This window comes from Teichococcus wenyumeiae (genome assembly GCF_003696345.1).
GTDB classification, from domain to species: domain Bacteria; phylum Pseudomonadota; class Alphaproteobacteria; order Acetobacterales; family Acetobacteraceae; genus Pseudoroseomonas; species Pseudoroseomonas wenyumeiae.
The window spans coordinates 158345-174893 of record NZ_RFLX01000002.1 but is presented as its reverse complement, the minus strand read 5'-3'; the positions used below and the strand labels follow the sequence as shown (position 1 = coordinate 174893).

The window sequence follows — 16549 nt, the reverse complement described above, 5'->3', positions numbered from 1 at the left end:
ACCGCCATGAAGAACAACGTTGGCAAGGTTACGCAGGTTCTCGGCGCCGTCGTGGACGTGCAGTTCCCCGAAGAGCTGCCCGGCATGCAGAACGCGCTGCAGGTGAAGATCGGCGACCGCACCCTGGTGCTGGAAGTCGCGCAGCACCTGGGCGAGCGGACCGTCCGCACCATCGCCATGGACACCACGGACGGCCTGGTCCGCGGTTCCGAGGTTGTCGACACCGGCAAGGGCATCTCCGTGCCGGTCGGTGAGGGCACGCTGGGCCGCATCCTGAACGTCATCGGCGAGCCGATCGACGAGCGTGGCCCGGTGCCGCACGAGAAGTCCTACACGATCCACCGCGCCGCCCCTCCCTTCGAGGACCAGGCGACCTCGGCCGAGATCCTGGTCACCGGCATCAAGGTCGTCGACCTGCTGGCCCCCTACCTGAAGGGCGGCAAGATCGGCCTCTTCGGCGGCGCCGGCGTCGGCAAGACCGTGACCATTCAGGAACTGATCAACAACATCGCCAAGGGCCATGGCGGCGTGTCGGTCTTCGCCGGCGTGGGTGAGCGTACCCGCGAGGGCAACGACCTGTACCACGAAATGGTCGATGCCGGCGTCATCAAGCTGAACGAGAACGACACCGCCGGTTCCAAGGTGGCGCTCGTCTATGGCCAGATGAACGAGCCGCCGGGTGCCCGTGCCCGCGTCGCGCTCTCCGGCCTGTCCATGGCGGAATACTTCCGCGATGAGCAGGGCCAGGACGTGCTCTTCTTCATCGACAACATCTTCCGCTTCACGCAGGCGGGCGCCGAGGTCTCGGCTCTGCTGGGCCGCATCCCCTCCGCCGTGGGTTACCAGCCGACGCTGGCCACCGACATGGGCGCGCTGCAGGAGCGGATCACGTCGACCAAGAAGGGCTCGATCACGTCCGTGCAGGCCATCTACGTGCCCGCCGACGATCTGACCGACCCGGCGCCGGCCACGTCCTTCGCCCACTTGGACGCCACGACCGTGCTCAACCGCTCGATCGCCGAGCTGGGCATCTTCCCGGCCGTGGACCCGCTGGACTCCACCTCGCGTGCGCTCGACCCGCGCATCATCGGCGAGGAGCACTACAACACGGCGCGCGACGTGCAGCGCATCCTGCAGACCTACAAGTCGCTGCAGGACATCATCGCCATCCTGGGCATGGATGAGCTGTCGGAAGAGGACAAGCTGATCGTGGCGCGCGCGCGCAAGATCCAGCGCTTCCTGTCCCAGCCCTTCCATGTGGCCGAGGTCTTCACGGGCACCCCGGGCGTCTTCGTGAAGATCGAGGACACCGTGCGCTCCTTCGCCGGCATCTGCCGTGGTGACTACGACCACCTGCCGGAAGCCGCCTTCTACATGGTCGGCACCATTGAGGACGCGGTGAAGAAGGCCGAGACCCTCAAGGCCGCGGCCTGAGGATCTGAGGGGAGAGACTGACCCATGGCGACCTTCGACCTTGAGCTGGTGAGCCCGGAGAAGCTGCTGCTCTCCCGCCCCGTCGAGATGGCGATCATCCCGGCGGCCGAGGGCGACATGGGCGTGCTGCCCGGCCATTCCCCGATGATCGTCGCCCTGAAGGGCGGCGTCATCGAGGTGCGCGAGGCCGGGAAGCAGCCGGAGCGGCTCTTCGTGGCCGGCGGCTTCGCCGAGATCACGCCGACCCGCATGACCGTGCTGGCCGATGAGGCGACGCCGGTGGCCGAACTCTCCCGCGCCCAGGCCGAGACCCGGATGCGGGAGGCGCAGGCCGCCTATGAGGCTGCCGCCGCCAGCGGCACCCCCGAAGCGCGCGAGGCGGCGATGGACCGCTACCTGGCCACCCGTAAGATGGTGGATGTCGCCGGCGCGGCCTGAGACTGACCGGCGGGGTTGTTACCCCGCCTCTCTTGCAAACCGGACGCCGCATGCAGAACATGACTGCATGCGGCGTTCGTCGTTTTCCGTTCCTGATTCAGAAGGTTATCGAGGACCATGAAGCACTGGCACATCGAGCAGGTGGCCTGGGACCGCTTCGATCCGTCCAAGATCGACCCCGGCATCATCCCGCTGGTGAAGGCGGCTGCCATGGTCGAGAAGAATGGCGTGGACTACGCGAAGTACCTCAATGGCGTCTTCGTCGATGACCCCGACTTCCGCCAGGCCGCCGACAACTGGGCGGTGGAGGAGGTGCAGCACGGCGACGCGCTGGGGAAGTGGGCCATGCTGGCCGACCCCACCTGGAACTTCGACGAATCCTTCGAGCGCTACCGCAATGGCTACAAGATCGACATCAATGCCGATGCCTCGATCCGCGGCAGCCGCACGGGCGAGCTGATCGCCCGCTGCATGGTGGAGATCGGCACTTCCTCCTACTACACCGCGCTGGGCGAACAGACTGAGGAGCCGGTGCTGAAGGAGGTCTGCAAGCTGATCGCGGCGGACGAGTACCGGCACTTCAAGCTCTTCTACGACCACATGAAGCGCTACCTGGCGCGGGAGAAGCTGTCTTTCCTGCAGCGCCTGCGCGTGGCCGCCGGCCGCATCGGCGAGTCCGAGGATGACGAGCTGGCCTTCGCCTTCCACTGCGGCAACGATGCCGTGGGCGTGCCTTACGATCACAATCGTTGCATTGCAGGCTATATGTCTCGCGCTATGGGTTATTACCGGTACCACCACATCGAGCGCGGCATGGGCATGATGTTCAAGACGATCGGCCTGCAACCCCGGGGGCGGCTTTCCGGCATCGCCGCCAAGGGCGCCTGGCGGCTGCTCTGCTGGCGGCGGGACAAGTTCCAGCGGGAGACGGGCGTGGCCAACGAGAACGCCCGGCGCCCGCAGCAGGCAGCCGCCTGAGGCGCCACCTGACACGCCGGGGGCTGATGCTGGCCCCTGGCGCCCTGGCCCTGCCGGCTGGCGCCCTGGCGCAGCAGGCGCAGCCCGGCCTGGGCGAGCTGGCACGGGCCAGTGGCGTCACCTTCGGGGCCGCCGTGCAGGGCGGCCTGCTGCGGCAGGATGCCGATTACGCGGTGGCCTTCGCGCGGGAAGCGGCCATCGTGGTGCCGGAATACGAAGGAAAGTGGGGCACCCTGCAGCCGCAGGAAGGCCGCTTCAACAGCGCGGCGCTGGATACCATCCTGGCCTGGGGCCGGCGGGCGGGCCGCCCGGTGCGGGGCCATGCGCTGATCTGGCACCAGGACATGCCGGACTGGACCAGGCAGGCGCTTGCCGAGGGCCCGGACCGCGCGGGGGCCGTCATGGCCGCCCATATCGGCACCATCCTTGAGCATACCCAGCCGCAGATCCGTGACTGGGATGTGGTGAACGAGGTGGTGGCCGACCCGCCGGGCAGCGATACGCCGCAGGCGAGCGGCGAGTTGCGGGATACGCCCTGGCTGCGGGCACTCGGCCCATCCTACATCGAGACCGCGCTGAAGCTGGCGCGGGAGGCCGACCCGACGCTGCGGCTGACGCTGAACGAATACGGCATCGAGGAAGACACCCCCGCCGCCGCCGAGAAGCGCCGCCGCCTGCTGGCGCTGGTGCGGGACCTGGTGGGCCGCAAGGTGCCGCTGGATGCGGTCGGCCTGCAGGCGCATCTGCAGCTCGTCAAGCCCTTCAACCCGGCGGTGCTGAGCGGCTTCATCAAGGAATTGCAGGCGCTCGGCCTCGCCGTGCTGATCACCGAGATGGATATCCGCGAGGGCGGGGAGGTGCCGCAGGACATCGCCGCGCGCGACGCGCTGGTGGCCGAACGGGCCTATGCCTTCGTCTCCACGGCGGTGGGGGCGGGGGTGCGGACGGTGCTGACCTGGGGCCTGTCCGACAAGTATTCCTGGCTGGCGACCGATCCGGATGTCGCCATGCCGGACAAGCGGCCGCACCGTGGCCTGCCGCTGGATGCCGAATGGAAGCGCAAGCCGATGTGGGACGCGCTGGCCCGTGCCCTGACCGGGCGCTGATGCGTATGGCGCGGCGGCGGCGCCGGCCCTAGTGTGCCGCCACCATGCGCTATCTCTCCACGCGGGGCGAGGCCCCGGTTCGCGAATTCGAAGATGTCCTGCTGGCGGGGCTCGCCGAGGATGGCGGGCTGTTCCTGCCCGAGACCTGGCCGGAGCTTTCCGCCGAGGAATGGCGCGCCCTGCGCGGCCTGCCTTATGCGGAGCTCTCGGCCAGGCTGATGGCGCTGTTCACCGCGCCGGCGATTTCCGAGGCCGAGCTGCTGACCATGACCCGCGCCGCCTATGCCGGCTTCGGCCATGCCGCCACGGCGCCGCTGGTGCAGATCGAGCCCGGCATCTTCTCGCTGGAACTGTTCCATGGGCCGACGCTGGCCTTCAAGGACATGGCGATGCAGCTGCTGGGGCGGCTCTTCGACCATGTGCTGGCCAAGCGCGGGCAGCGCGTGACCATTGTCGGCGCCACCTCCGGCGACACCGGCAGCGCCGCCATCGAGGCCTGCCGCGACCGCGCGGCGGTGGATATGGTCATTCTGCACCCCGAGGGCCGCACCAGCGCGGTGCAGCGGCGGCAGATGACCACCGTGCTCTCCCCCAATATCCGCAACATCGCCGTCCAGGGCTCCTTCGACGATTGCCAGGACCTGGTGAAGGCGATGTTCAACGACGCGCCTTTCCGCAACGAGATGAAGCTCTCGGCGGTGAATTCCATCAACTGGGCGCGCATCGCGGCGCAGATCCCCTATTACGCCTATGCCGCCCTGGCGCTGGGCGCGCCGGACCGGCCGGTGGCCTTCTCCGTCCCCACCGGCAATTTCGGCAATGTGCTGGCTGCCTGGGTCGCCCGCCGCATGGGCCTGCCGATCGAACGGCTGATCGTCGGCGCCAACCGCAACGACATCCTGGCGCGCTTCATCACCTCCAATGACATGTCGGCCCGGCCGGTGGAGCCCAGCCTGTCCCCCAGCATGGATATCCAGGTCTCCTCGAATTTCGAGCGCCTGCTGTTCGAGCTGCTGGGCCGCGACGCCAAGGCCACCGCCGAGACCATGACCCGCTTCCGTGCCGAGGGCCGCATGCCGGTGCCCGATGCCGCCTGGAAGCAGGCGACAGAGCTGTTCCACGGCTTCACCCTCTCGGACGAGGGGACGCTGGAGGAAATCCGCCGGCTTTACGCCGAGAGCGCCTATCTGGCGGACCCGCATACCGCCATCGGCACCGCCGCCGCCCGGGCGATGCGCCCCGCCGATGCCGGCATCCCGGTGGTGGTGGCGGCCACGGCGCATCCGGCCAAGTTCCCGGATGCGGTGGAGAAGGCCACCGGCTTCCGCCCCGCGCTGCCGCCCCGCATGGCGGACCTGCATGAGCGGGAGGAGCGCTTCGAGGTGCTGCCGGCGGATCTGGAGGCCATCGAGACCGTGGTGCGCGGCCACGCGCGCCGCAACGCCGCTTGAGGCTTGCGCCCTGGCGTGAAGAAGGCCGGCCGGAGCGATCCGGGCCGGCCTTTTTTCATGGCGCCTCAGGCCGCCGTCGGCTGCGCCGGGGTCCGCTTCCGGTAGCCCGCCGCGAGCAGCGCCACGGCGCCGAAGCCCATCAGCGACAGTGCCGAGGGTTCCGGCACCGTGGTGACCACCGTGCCGTTGAAGTCGCAGCCATTGCCGGTGCAGGCGCCCAGGGCCGCCGTGAAATTGCCCGAGAAGAGATTGCCATCGGTGCTGGACCGGAAGCCGAAGCCGAGGCCGCTGGCATTCAGGAAGCCGCCGGGCGTGCCGCCGGCGCTGCTGGTCAGGGAGCCCAGCACGCTGGTGCCGGCCGGCAGGCCGCTGCCCGCCAGCAGGTCCGCCAGGGTCAGGGAGACGGTGCCGAGGCCGGGGGTGGAGAAGAAGAAGCTGGCATCCACCAGCCCGGTGTTCACGGTGGAGACGGCGCCGCCGGCGCTGAGGCTGTGGGACAGGTTCAGGCCATCGGCATAGGCCTGGTCCGTCACGGTCAGCGTGCCGCCCAGCGTCACGCCGCCCGCCGGGCTGCCGCCGGTCTGTTGGAAGTTCAGGACCACATCGGCCGAGGCCGGCGTGCTCGCCAGTGCCAGAACGATACCGGCCAGAAGGCCGCCCGCGCGGAGCATCTTCATTCCGTTCAATCCTCACCTGCGGCTGGATTGCCGCGGAAAGGACGGAAAGCAGAAAACATGCCATGCAAGTTTTTTACTTGCATTCCAGGTAATTATGGAATTTCGCAACCGAAACGAAGTCTTGGTTGTTAAGTTTGCCGACGCCGGCGCACGGTGGCGCGCCATGGCCTTCTGGCAGGGCTGCCCGGCTTGGGGTCGCAGACTTCGCCTCGTGGCCCTACATTGGGTTACAGCAACACAGAATCCGCCCGCCGTGCCACCATTCGGCGGGCCACACGGGAATTTCCGAATGTCTGAAGCGGTGCGCCTGACGCGCCTTCCGAATGGCCTGACCGTCGTCTCCGAGACGATGCCGCGGGTCGAGACCGTCTCCATCGGCGCCTATGTCCATGCCGGCACGCGGGACGAGACGGCGGCGGAGAACGGCGTCTCCCACTTCCTCGAGCACATGGCCTTCAAGGGCACCGCCAAGCGCGACGCCGCCGCCATCGCGCGGGAGATCGAGAATGTCGGCGGGCATCTCAACGCCTATACGGCGCGGGAGAACACCGCCTACTACGCCAAGGTGCTGAAGGAGGACATGCCGCTGGCCGCCGATATCCTCGGCGACATCCTGACGCATTCCACCTTCATCCCGGAGGAGCTGGAGCGCGAGCGCGGCGTCATCCTGCAGGAGATCGGGCAGGCCAACGACACGCCCGACGACATCGTCTTCGACCATTTCCAGGCCACCGCTTTCCCGGACCAGCCGATGGGCCGCCCGACGCTGGGCACCGAGGAGGTGATCGCCAAGATGCCGCGCGAGGCCCTGATGGGCTATATGCGCCACCACTACGGCCCCAGCCGCATGGTGGTCGCCGCCGCCGGCGCGCTGGAGCATGACGACCTTGTCGCCCAGGTGAAGCAGCACTTCGCGGACCTGCCAACCGTGGACCCCGCCCTGGGCGAGCCCGCCCGCTATACCGGCGGCGAGTTCCGCGAGGAGCGGGACCTCGACCAGGTGCATGTGGTGCTGGGCTTCGAGGGTCCGGCGGTGGCCACCAAGTGGCACTACCCCACCATGCTGCTCTCCACCCTGCTGGGCGGCGGCATGTCCTCCCGCCTGTTCCAGGAGATCCGGGAGAAGCGCGGGCTGGTGTATTCGATCTATTCCTTCGCTCAGCCCTTCCGCGACGGCGGCGTCTTCTCGATCTATGCCGGCACGGGCGAGGACCAGGCGGCCGAGCTGGTGCCGGTGACGCTGGAGGAACTGCGCCGCGTGCAGCACGACGTCACGCTGGACGAGCTGGACCGTGCCAAGGCGCAGCTCCGCGCTTCCGTGCTGATGTCGCTGGAATCCACCGGCAGCCGCTGCGAGCAGCTCGCGCGCCAGCTTCAGGTGCATGGCCGCATCATCACGCCGGACGAGACCAAGGCGAAGATCGCAGCCGTGACCATCGAGGACGTGCAGGCGGCGGCGGCGATGATCTTCCGCTCCCGCCCGACGCTGGCGGCGCTGGGCCCCGCCGGCAAGGTGCCGGGCCTGTCCAGCGTGGTGGAGAAGCTGGCGGCATGAACCGTCTGGAGATGCTCGACGCCCTGGTCGCCGCCGCGCGCGCGGCGGGGGCGGATGCGGCGGATGCGCTGCTGGTGCAGGGAACCTCGCTCTCGGTCAGCCGCCGGCTGGGGGCGGTCGAGCATCTCGAAAGGGCCGAGGGCTTCGACCTCGGCCTGCGGGTCTTCGTGGGGAAGCGGCAGGCGATCGTTTCCTCCACCGATCCGGACCGCGCCGGCTTCACGGGCCTGGCGGAACGCGCCGTGGCCATGGCCCGCGCGGTGCCGGAGGACCGTTTCTCCGGCCTGCCGGAGGCGATGCCGGTGCCGGCACGTGACCTCGACCTCGACGACCCCGCCGAGCCCGGTGCCGAGGACCTGCTGGCCCGCGCCGCCGCCGCCGAGGAAGCGGCGCTGGCCACCCTCGGCGTCACCAACAGCAATGGCGCCGAGGCGGGCTTCCACCGCTCCCGCATCGCCATCCTGGGGTCCAACGGCTTCGCGGGCGAATATGCCCGCTCCAGCCATTCCGTGTCCGTCTCCGCCGTGGCAGGGGAGGGCACGGCGATGGAGCGCGACTACGACCACAGCGTCGCCGTGCATCTGGCCGACCTGGAGGATGCCGCCAGCCTCGGCCGCAGCGCCGGGGAACGCGCGGTGCGGCGGCTGAACCCGACCCGCCCGGCCTCCCGCCGCCTGACGGTGATCTATGACCCGCGCGTGGCGGGCTCGCTGCTCGGGCATCTGACGGCGGCGCTGAATGGTGCGGCCGTGGCGCGCGGCACCTCCTTCCTGCGCGACCGCATGGGGGAGCGCGTGCTGGCCGCCGGCCTGACGGTGCGGGACGACCCGCTGCGCCGCCGTGGCCTCCGCTCCCGCCCCTTCGATGGCGAGGGGATGCCCGGCGAGGGCTTGGCGCTGGTGGAGGATGGCGTGCTGCGGAGCTGGGTGCTGGACTGGCGCTCCGCCCGGCAGCTCGGGCTGCGCTCCACCGGCCATGCCAGCCGGGGCATTTCCGGCCCGCCTTCGCCCGCCACCACCAACCTGTGGCTGGAACCCGGCACCGTGTCCCCCGCCGCGCTGATGAGCGATGTGGAGGAAGGCTTCTATGTCACCGAGATGATGGGCAGCAGCGTCAATGCCGTCACCGGCGACTACAGCCGTGGCGCCTCGGGCTTCATGATCCGCCGGGGGGAACTGGCGGAAGCGGCGGCCGGCGTCACCATCGCCGGCAACCTGAAGGAGATGTTCCTCCACATGGCGGCGGCGGATGACCTGCGGTTCCGCCGCGGTGTCGATGCGCCGACGCTGCGCGTGGACGGCATGACGCTGGCCGGCGCCTGAGGGCGCTGGCGGCAATCCTCACGGTTACGTGATTTCAGCCTTGCTGAATGGTTAACGCCCGGGAATGATGTTGTCGCCGTGCCCAAGGCGCGGCGCAACGTCGCCAGAAGGGAAGACGCCGGGCATGTGGCTGACGCGATTGAGTCAGGGGCTGGCCAGCCTTGGCCTGCGGCCGAAGCCGAAGCGGCCGCTCTACCGGCCTGTCCCCGATGGCACCCCGCGCCGGGGCTTCGCCGAGGACCGCGCGCAGATCGAGCTTCACGACCCGGAATTGATGCAGTCCAGCCCGCGCCGGCGGGGCCGGGCGATCTGGACCGGCGGTTCCTCCCGCCGCCTGGAGGAAGGGGAGGACCTGCCCTTCGCCAGCACCGGCCCGCATGGCCACCGCAGCCGGATGCGTGAGAAGCTGCTGGAACGCGGCCCCGGCGCGCTGGCGGATTACGAGCTGCTGGAGATGCTGCTCTTCTTTGCCTTCAAGAAGGGCGACACCAAGCCGCTCGCGAAGGCGCTGATCAACCGCTACGGCTCCTTCGCCAATGTGCTGACGGCGCCGCAGAAGGACCTGCTGGAAACGCCGGGCCTGGGCGAGCACAGCGTGACGGCCATCAAGCTGGTGCAGGATGCCGCGCTGCGGCTGGCGCGGGCGGAGGTGATGGAGAAGCCCGTCCTGAACAACTGGGACCGGCTGATGGACTACCTGAACGCGGCGCTCGCGCGCGAGAAGATCGAGCAGTTCCGCATCCTCTTCCTGGATTCCAAGAATCGGCTGATTGCGGACGAGGCGCAGGCGCGCGGCACCGTCAACCACACGCCCGTCTACCCGCGTGAGGTGGTCAAGCGCGCGCTGGAGCTGCATGCCACGGCGCTGATCCTGGTCCACAACCACCCCAGCGGCGACCCGACGCCCTCCCGCGCCGATATCGACATGACGGGCGAGATCATGGCGGCCGGCGCCGTGCTGTCCGTGGTGGTGCATGACCACCTGATCATCGGCAACGGGCGCCACCTGTCCTTCAGGCGGGAAGGGCTCTTGCAGGGGCATTAGCCGGGCGCCGGAACAAAAAAAGGGAGTGAGGCGGACCGCCGCAGCGGAGAACGGCTTTCCCCCGTGTTTTCGCTTCCTCTAGGCTTCCTTCGCAGAAACGACGGTCCAGCAAGGCCGCGCGAGGGAAATGTTCACCATGGATATCACGCCGGAGCCGCAGGCCCTCCTTCAGACCGAAAGCCCGGCGCGGCGCCTCGCCCTGCTCAAGGCGCTGGAGCGGAAGCTGCTCTGGCTCTCGGCCTGGACCATCCACCATGCCAACCATATCCGCCCCAACCGCGATGGGCTGAAGGTGGGCGGGCACCAGGCTTCCTCCGCTTCCTGTGTGTCCATCATGGCGGCGCTGTATTTCGGCATCCTGCGGCCGCAGGACCGGGTGGCGGTGAAGCCGCATGCGGGGCCGGTCTTCCATGCCGTGAATTACCTGCTGGGGCGGCAACAGCGGGAGAAGCTGGCGACGCTGCGGCAGTTCGGCGGCATCCAGCCCTATCCGAGCCGGGTGAAGGACGGAGCGGAGGTGGATTTCTCCACCGGCTCCGTCGGCCTCGGCGTGGCCATGACCAGCTTCGCCAGCCTGGTGCAGGACTATGTCCACCTGCACAAGCTGGGGCGGGAAGGCATGCCGCGCGGCCGCCACGTCGCCATCGTGGGCGATGCCGAGCTGGACGAGGGCAATATCTACGAGGCCCTGCTGGAGGGCTGGAAGCACGATGTGCGCGATGTCTGGTGGGTGGTGGACTACAACCGCCAGAGCCTGGACAGCGTGGTGCCCGACCGCCTCTTCGGCCGCATCGAGGGGCTGTTCCGCGACATGGGCTGGAATGTCGTCACCCTGAAATACGGCCGCAAGCTGCAGGCCGCCTTCGCCCGGCCGGGCGGGGAGGCGCTGCGCCGCTGGATCGACGACTGCCCCAACAGCCTCTACTCCGCGCTGACCTTCCAGGGCGGTGCCGCCTGGCGGCGGGCGCTGCTGGCGGAGCTGGGGCGGGACGAGGGCTTCCGCGCCATCATCGACCCGCTGGACGACGAGGAACTCGGCGCCCTGATGACCAACCTTGCCGGGCATGACGTGGAGACGCTGGAGGAAGCCTTCCGCGACCAGGATGCCGCCGGGGACCAGCCCACCTGCTTCATCGCTTATACCGTGAAGGGCATGGGCCTGCCCTTCGCCGGGCACAAGGACAACCATGCCGGGCTGATGACCAGGGAGCAGATGGAGGCCTTCCGGCAAGGCATGCGCATCCGCCCTGGCCATGAATGGGACCGCTTCGAGGGCTTGGACCTGCCGGAAGCGGAACTGGAGGCCTTCCTGCACGCGGTGCCCTTCGCCAGCCCGCTGACGCCGGAAGGCCGCAGCCTTTCCGCCCCCGTCGTGCCGGTGCCGGCCAGCCTGCCGGTGCCGCGCGTGCCGGAAGGCCGCACCCTCTCCACCCAATCTGCCTTCGGGGAATTGCTGGCCGGGATCGGCCGGGGCGGGGAGGCGGAAGCGCTGGCCGAGCGCATCGTCACCACCAGCCCGGACGTGACGGTTTCCACCAATCTCGGCCCCTGGGTGAACCGGCGCGGTGTCTTCGACCGCCACCTGAAGAACGATGTCTTCCGCGATGCCAAGCTGGCCAGCGCCCAGCGCTGGGGCATGTCGCCGGAGGGGCAGCATATCGAGCTGGGCATCGCCGAGCAGAACCTGTTTCTGCTGCTGGGCGCGCTCGGACTCGCGGACCGGATGCATGGCGGGCGGCTGCTGCCGGTGGGTACGGTCTATGATCCCTTCGTCAACCGCGGCCTCGATGCGCTGATCTATGCCTGCTACCAGGATGCGCGCTTCCTGCTGGTCTCCACCCCCTCCGGCCTGACGCTGGCGCCCGAGGGCGGGCAGCACCAGAGCTTCAACACGCCCCTGATCGGCATGGCGCAGGACCGGCTGGCCAGCTACGAGCCCGCCCATGCGGATGAACTGGCCATCCTGCTGCGCTGGGCCTTCGAGCATATGCAGAAGCCGGATGGCTCGGCGGTCTGGCTGCGGCTCTCCACCCGTGGTCTGGCGCAGCCGGAGCGGAAGCTGGACCCGGCGGCGGTGATCGCCGGCGGCTATTGGGCCGTGCCGCCGGCGCCGGGCGCACGCATCGCCATCGCCTACCAGGGGCCGGTGGCGCCGGAAGCCATGGCGGCCTTCGAGGAACTGCGGGCCGAGGAACCGGGCGCGGGCCTGCTGGCCGTCACCAGCCCGGACCGGCTGCATGCCGGCTGGCTGGCCTCGCGGCGGCAGGCGCGGCAGGGACCCGGCGCGGCGCCCTCGCATATCGAGCAACTGCTGGCGCCGCTGGCGCCGGGGGCGGCCATTGTCTCGGTGCTGGATGGCCATCCGGCGGCGCATGGCTGGCTGGGTGCGGTGCGGGGCCAGCGGGTGGTGCCGCTGGGCGTGGACCGCTTCGGCCAGTCGGGCGACATCCCCGACCTGTACCGGGAATACGCCCTGGACGAGAGCGCCATCCTCGACGCCTGCGCCCAGGCCCTGCTGGGCGGCTGAACGGCGGCGGTCAGCTCATCCGGGCTGGCCGCACCACCACTTCCAGGTATTCCGAAGGCAGCACCAGGCCCGGGCCGTCATCGAGCTGGCAGCGGGCGATCAGCTCGCCGATGCCTTCCTCCAGCGCCGCCTGCTTCTCGGCATCCAGGGCCAGGAAGGCCTTGTGGACCGGGCCGTAATAGGTGCGGAAGACCTCGATCCAATGCTCCGCCGAGCGGTAGCGGAAGTTGAAGCGCCGCGTGGCGCTGGTGATGGTGGCGCGGGGGAAGAGCTCGTTCAGCCTTCCCTCCGTGCCCCAGAGGGCCGGGGAGCGGACACCGGCCGGCGGCGGCAGGAAGCGGCCCAGCAACTGGAACAACCGGCCCACGAAGCTGCCTGGCGTCCAGTTGGCCAGGCCGATCCGCCCGCCCGGGCGGCAGACGCGGGCCATTTCCGCCGCCGCCTTCTCCTGGTCCGGGGTGAACATGACGCCGAAGGTGGAGAGCACCACGTCGAAGCTGGCATCGGGGAAGGGCAGGGCCTCGGCATCGGCGGTCTGCACCTGCATGGGCAGGTGGTCCGCCTCGGCGCGGAGGCGGGCACGCTCCAGCAGGGCTGGCACGTAGTCGGTGCAGGTCACCTCGGCGAAGCGGCGCGCGGCGGCGAGGCTGGCATTGCCATTGCCGCCCGCGACATCGAGCACCCGCTCTCCGCTGCGCAGGTCAACCGCCTCGCAGAGCTGCTCGCCGACGATCTGCAGGGTGACGCCAATGACCGCGTAGTCGCCCGAGGCCCAGTTGGCCTGCTGCCGTTGCTTGAGGGCGGTGAAGTCGGGTGGCGAGGAAGGCGTGGAGACATTCATGGCACGGCTCCCGCTTCGATTGACTATTGTTAATGTTTGCGCGCGGGATCGGCCAAAGGGAATTCAAACCCGCGTTCACGCGGGCGGCACGGGCGGCGGTGCCTGCCGCCGTCCGTGCCAGAAGCTTGCGTGGACGTTCAGCCCCGGCGGAAGAAGGCCGAAAGCCGCTCCATCGCCTGCTCGGCCAGCCCCGGGGAGATGGCGAAGCAGAGCCGCAGCTTGCCGTCGGGGTCGTCGCCAAAGGCGGTGCCGGGGGCGAGGCCGACCTTGGCCTCCCGCAGGATGCGGATGGCCAGGGCGCGGCTGTCGGTTTCCCCGTCCACCGAGAACATCAGGTAGAAGGAGCCTTCCGGCGGCTGGAGGCGGATGCCCGGGATGGCGCCCAGCCCCTCGCAGAAGATCCGCCGGCTTTCCCGGCAGCGGGCCACCATGGTGCGGATGAAGTCGTCGCCCTGGTCCAGCGCCGCGATGCAGGCATACTGGATAAAGGTCGGGATGGAGGTGGTGTTGTATTGGCAGAGGCTGGCGAAGGTGCCGCTCAGCCCTTCCGGCACCACGATCCAGCCGGCGCGCCAGCCCGTCATCGCCCAGTTCTTGGAGAAGGTGTTGGTGACCAGCAGCTTCTCGTCCGGCTCGCAGAGCTCCAGGAAAGAGGGCGCGATGGCGTTGCCGTAGGTGAAGTGGTTGTAGACCTCGTCCGACAGCAGCCAGAGGTCGCGGGCGCGCACCAGGTCGCGCAGCGCGATCATCTCACCCTTGGGCATCACCCAGCCGGTGGGGTTGGAGGGCGAGCAGATCGCCACCATCCGGGTGCGGGGGGTGATGGCGGCCTCGATATCCGCCAGCTCCAGGCTGAAGCCGCCATCGGCGCCGCGGCGCAGCGGCACCGTGACCGGCACGGCGCCGCAGACATTCACGGTGGCGGCCAGGTTGGGCCAGTGCGGGCCGGGGATGATGACCTCGTCGCCCGGGCTCAGCGTCGCCTGCATGGCCTGCATGATGGCATTCATGCCGCCGGCGGTGATGGCGAAGCGGTCCGGCGCCACCTCCACGCCCCAGTGGCGCTGGTGGTAGTCGGCCAGCGCCTGGCGCAGCCGGGGCAGGCCCTGGGAATAGGTGTAGCGGGTCTGGCCGGCCCGCATGGCGGCCTCGGCGGCCTCCACCACGAAGGGCGGCGTCGGCAGGTCGCCCTCGCCGATCCAGAGCTTGATGACCTCGGGATCTTCCCGCGCCATGTCGGCGATCTCGGCGATCTGGTTCACCGACATGCCGCGCATGCGCGGCGGCAGGGCCTCGTATGGCGAGGTGAGGGCGGGGGTTTCGGCGGTGTCGCTCATGCGGACCTCGGGCAGGACAGGTCGATGCATGACGGGGCCGCCGCGCCGCCGCAAGGGGTGAAGCCCTTTCAATGCCGGCCCCGCTGCGCTAAACGCGCCGGCTCATACGACTTGCCGGCGTCGAGCGCGCGGGCGTGGTGGAATTGGCAGACACGCTGGATTTAGGTTCCAGTGGCGCAAGCCGTGGGGGTTCAAGTCCCTCCGCCCGCACCATCAACGCCGCCGGCGGCTTTCATTAGACTGGTTTCAGGAGCAGGTGTGGCGACGATGCAGGTGACCGAACAGGCAGCCGAGGGGCTGAAGCGGGGCTTTTCCGTGGTGGTTCCGGCGGCGGATATCGCCGTGGCGCGCGACAAGCGCTTGGCCGCGCTGTCCAAGGACCTCCGCCTTCCGGGCTTCCGCCCGGGTAAGGTGCCGTCTTCCGTGGTGAAGCAGCGCTTCGGCGCGGCGGTGATGGGTGAGGTGCTGGACGAGCAGGTGCAGTCCGCCGCCCGTTCCGTGATCGAGGAGCGCGGCCTGCGCCCCGCGATGCAGCCCAAGATCGACAACCTGAAGTTCGAGGAAGGCTCCGACCTGGAGTTCACCATCGAGCTGGAGCAGCTGCCCGAGATCCCGCTGCCCGATTTCTCCGGCATCGAGCTGGAGAAGCCGGTGACCAAGGTGGGTGACGAGGAAGTCACCAAGGCCATCGAGGGCATCGCCTCCCGCAACCGCCAGATGGAAGACGTGACGGAAACCCGCCCCGCCGCCCAGGGCGACGTGGTGGTGACCGATTTCGAGGGTCGCCTGGTCGATGAGAGCGCCGAGGGTGGCCTGGCCGAGCCCTTCCAGGGCGGCACGGGCACCGACATGCCGGTCGAGATCGGCGGCGCCGGCTTCATCCCCGGCTTCGCCGAGGGTCTGGAAGGCATCAATGTCGGCGAGACCCGCGACGTGCGCGTGACCTTCCCGGCCGATTACGGCGCCGCCGAGCTGGCCGGCAAGGAAGCCGTGTTCAAGCTGACCGCCAAGAAGCTGCAGAAGCCGGCCGCCGCCCAGGTGGACGACGACTTCGCCAAGAAGCTGGGCCTGGCCGACCTGGCCGAGCTGAAGACCCGCATCAGCGAGTCGCTGCAGCAGGAATACGACCAGATCTCCCGCCTCAACGTGAAGCGGAAGCTGCTGGACGCGCTCTCCGCCCAGGCTTCCTTCGAAGTGCCGCAGGGCATGGTGGACGCCGAGTTCGCCCAGATCTGGCAGCGCGTCGAGGCCGACCAGAAGGCCGGCCGCCTGGATGACGAGGACAAGGGCAAGGACGAGGACACGCTGAAGTCCGAGTACCGCGCCATTGCCGAGCGCCGCATCCGCCTGGGCCTGCTGCTGTCCGAGATCGGCCGCAGCAACAACATCCAGGTGAGCAACGAAGAACTGTCCAACGCCATGCGCCAGGAGGCCCAGCGCTATCCGGGCCAGGAGCGGCAGGTGATCGAGTTCTTCCAGAAGAACCCGCAGGCCATCGAGAACCTGCGCGCCCCGCTCTTCGAGGAGAAGGTGGTGGACTTCATGCTGGAGCTGGCCAAGGTCACCGAGAAGGAAGTGCCCGCGGGCGAGCTTTCGGCCGAGCCGGAAACGGCGGCGGCCTGAGCTGAGCGGCCCCGGCCCAGCCGGGGAAGGACATGGCGATCGGGCCGGGGGCGGGAAACCGTTCCCGGCCCGTCGTCACTTCTGGGGCTCCCCCCTCTTTCCCCGCCGGGCTGGCTGTCCCATGTTAACCCTTGACGGTTAGAGTAACGGCGGCGGGGACCGGCGCGGCTGCCAGGGGCAAGGGGCACCTGGGCGGCCCGGTGCCGGTGCCGCCG

At 69.3% G+C, this 16549-nt stretch carries 13 protein-coding genes and 1 tRNA gene; 11 read left to right on the top strand and 3 right to left on the bottom strand.

Annotated elements, in window-relative coordinates:
• Positions 1-6: 6 nt before the first annotated feature.
• The 5 genes from atpD to thrC all read left to right on the top strand — a co-directional run bounded on the left by atpD (position 7) and on the right by thrC (position 5407).
• On the top strand, positions 7-1434 hold the full coding sequence (gene atpD / locus EBE87_RS03795) for a F0F1 ATP synthase subunit beta (RefSeq protein ID WP_120637033.1): 1428 nt from the start codon (positions 7-9) through the stop codon (positions 1432-1434).
• 24 nt (positions 1435-1458) lie between these two features.
• Complete coding sequence (gene atpC / locus EBE87_RS03790) at positions 1459-1872, top strand: ATP synthase F1 subunit epsilon (RefSeq protein ID WP_120637034.1); 414 nt, start codon at positions 1459-1461, stop codon at positions 1870-1872.
• Positions 1873-1989: 117 nt separating this feature from the next.
• Positions 1990-2850 (top strand): acyl-ACP desaturase, encoded by an 861-nt coding sequence (locus tag EBE87_RS03785; RefSeq protein WP_120637035.1) that lies wholly within the window; start codon positions 1990-1992, stop codon positions 2848-2850.
• Positions 2851-2876: 26 nt separating this feature from the next.
• Positions 2877-3956, top strand: coding sequence for an endo-1,4-beta-xylanase (locus EBE87_RS03780; RefSeq protein ID WP_120637036.1), 1080 nt, complete (start codon positions 2877-2879; stop codon positions 3954-3956).
• A 44-nt stretch (positions 3957-4000) separates the two neighbouring features.
• Positions 4001-5407 carry a threonine synthase gene (gene thrC / locus EBE87_RS03775; protein ID WP_120637037.1) on the top strand — a complete coding sequence of 469 codons (1407 nt, stop codon included), beginning with the start codon at positions 4001-4003 and terminating at the stop codon, positions 5405-5407.
• A gap of 65 nt (positions 5408-5472) precedes the next feature.
• On the opposite strand, the gene EBE87_RS03770 is transcribed toward thrC, so the two are convergent.
• Positions 5473-6084 carry a PEP-CTERM sorting domain-containing protein gene (locus tag EBE87_RS03770; RefSeq protein ID WP_120637038.1) on the bottom strand — a complete coding sequence of 204 codons (612 nt, stop codon included), beginning with the start codon at positions 6082-6084 and terminating at the stop codon, positions 5473-5475.
• A 289-nt stretch (positions 6085-6373) separates the two neighbouring features.
• Here EBE87_RS03770 and EBE87_RS03765 point away from each other — a divergent pair, with 289 nt between their 5' ends.
• The 4 genes from EBE87_RS03765 (at position 6374) to EBE87_RS03750 (ending at position 12533) form a co-directional block, all read left to right on the top strand.
• Positions 6374-7639: a M16 family metallopeptidase gene (locus EBE87_RS03765; RefSeq protein WP_120637039.1), complete on the top strand. Its 1266-nt coding sequence runs from the start codon at positions 6374-6376 to the stop codon at positions 7637-7639.
• On the top strand, positions 7636-8961 hold the full coding sequence (locus tag EBE87_RS03760) for a TldD/PmbA family protein (protein ID WP_120637040.1): 1326 nt from the start codon (positions 7636-7638) through the stop codon (positions 8959-8961). Before EBE87_RS03765 ends, EBE87_RS03760 begins: the two co-directional genes overlap by 4 nt.
• 124 nt (positions 8962-9085) lie before the next feature.
• Positions 9086-10006 carry a RadC family protein gene (radC, locus tag EBE87_RS03755; protein ID WP_367604510.1) on the top strand — a complete coding sequence of 307 codons (921 nt, stop codon included), beginning with the start codon at positions 9086-9088 and terminating at the stop codon, positions 10004-10006.
• Between the two features lie 136 nt (positions 10007-10142).
• Positions 10143-12533 (top strand): 1-deoxy-D-xylulose-5-phosphate synthase N-terminal domain-containing protein, encoded by a 2391-nt coding sequence (locus tag EBE87_RS03750; RefSeq protein WP_233553076.1) that lies wholly within the window; start codon positions 10143-10145, stop codon positions 12531-12533.
• Between the two features lie 10 nt (positions 12534-12543).
• Here the strand turns inward: EBE87_RS03750 and EBE87_RS03745 are convergent, their stop codons facing one another.
• Together EBE87_RS03745 and EBE87_RS03740 are read right to left on the bottom strand one after the other, a co-directional pair.
• A complete protein-coding gene (locus tag EBE87_RS03745) occupies positions 12544-13374 on the bottom strand; it encodes a class I SAM-dependent methyltransferase (RefSeq protein WP_120637041.1) in 831 nt (276 codons plus the stop codon).
• Positions 13375-13511: 137 nt separating this feature from the next.
• Complete coding sequence (locus EBE87_RS03740) at positions 13512-14741, bottom strand: pyridoxal phosphate-dependent aminotransferase (RefSeq protein WP_233553077.1); 1230 nt, start codon at positions 14739-14741, stop codon at positions 13512-13514.
• Between the two features lie 98 nt (positions 14742-14839).
• On the opposite strand from EBE87_RS03740, the gene EBE87_RS03735 reads away from it, so the two are divergent.
• Positions 14840-14924: transfer RNA gene (locus EBE87_RS03735), tRNA-Leu, on the top strand.
• Positions 14925-14978: 54 nt separating this feature from the next.
• Complete coding sequence (gene tig, locus EBE87_RS03730; RefSeq protein WP_120637043.1) at positions 14979-16334, top strand: trigger factor; 1356 nt, start codon at positions 14979-14981, stop codon at positions 16332-16334.
• Positions 16335-16549 lie beyond the last annotated feature (215 nt).

Coding starts and splice junctions, on each gene's coding strand:
- EBE87_RS03745 (WP_120637041.1), bottom strand. CDS start 13,374: ATGAATGTCTCCACGCCTTCCTCGCCACCCGACTTCACCGCCCTCAAG.
- EBE87_RS03770 (WP_120637038.1), bottom strand. CDS start 6,084: ATGAAGATGCTCCGCGCGGGCGGCCTTCTGGCCGGTATCGTTCTGGCA.
- EBE87_RS03785 (WP_120637035.1), top strand. CDS start 1,990: ATGAAGCACTGGCACATCGAGCAGGTGGCCTGGGACCGCTTCGATCCG.
- EBE87_RS03750 (WP_233553076.1), top strand. CDS start 10,143: ATGGATATCACGCCGGAGCCGCAGGCCCTCCTTCAGACCGAAAGCCCG.
- atpC (WP_120637034.1), top strand. CDS start 1,459: ATGGCGACCTTCGACCTTGAGCTGGTGAGCCCGGAGAAGCTGCTGCTC.
- EBE87_RS03780 (WP_120637036.1), top strand. CDS start 2,877: ATGCTGGCCCCTGGCGCCCTGGCCCTGCCGGCTGGCGCCCTGGCGCAG.
- tig (WP_120637043.1), top strand. CDS start 14,979: ATGCAGGTGACCGAACAGGCAGCCGAGGGGCTGAAGCGGGGCTTTTCC.
- atpD (WP_120637033.1), top strand. CDS start 7: ATGAAGAACAACGTTGGCAAGGTTACGCAGGTTCTCGGCGCCGTCGTG.
- EBE87_RS03765 (WP_120637039.1), top strand. CDS start 6,374: ATGTCTGAAGCGGTGCGCCTGACGCGCCTTCCGAATGGCCTGACCGTC.
- radC (WP_367604510.1), top strand. CDS start 9,086: ATGTGGCTGACGCGATTGAGTCAGGGGCTGGCCAGCCTTGGCCTGCGG.
- EBE87_RS03740 (WP_233553077.1), bottom strand. CDS start 14,741: ATGCATCGACCTGTCCTGCCCGAGGTCCGCATGAGCGACACCGCCGAA.
- EBE87_RS03760 (WP_120637040.1), top strand. CDS start 7,636: ATGAACCGTCTGGAGATGCTCGACGCCCTGGTCGCCGCCGCGCGCGCG.
- thrC (WP_120637037.1), top strand. CDS start 4,001: ATGCGCTATCTCTCCACGCGGGGCGAGGCCCCGGTTCGCGAATTCGAA.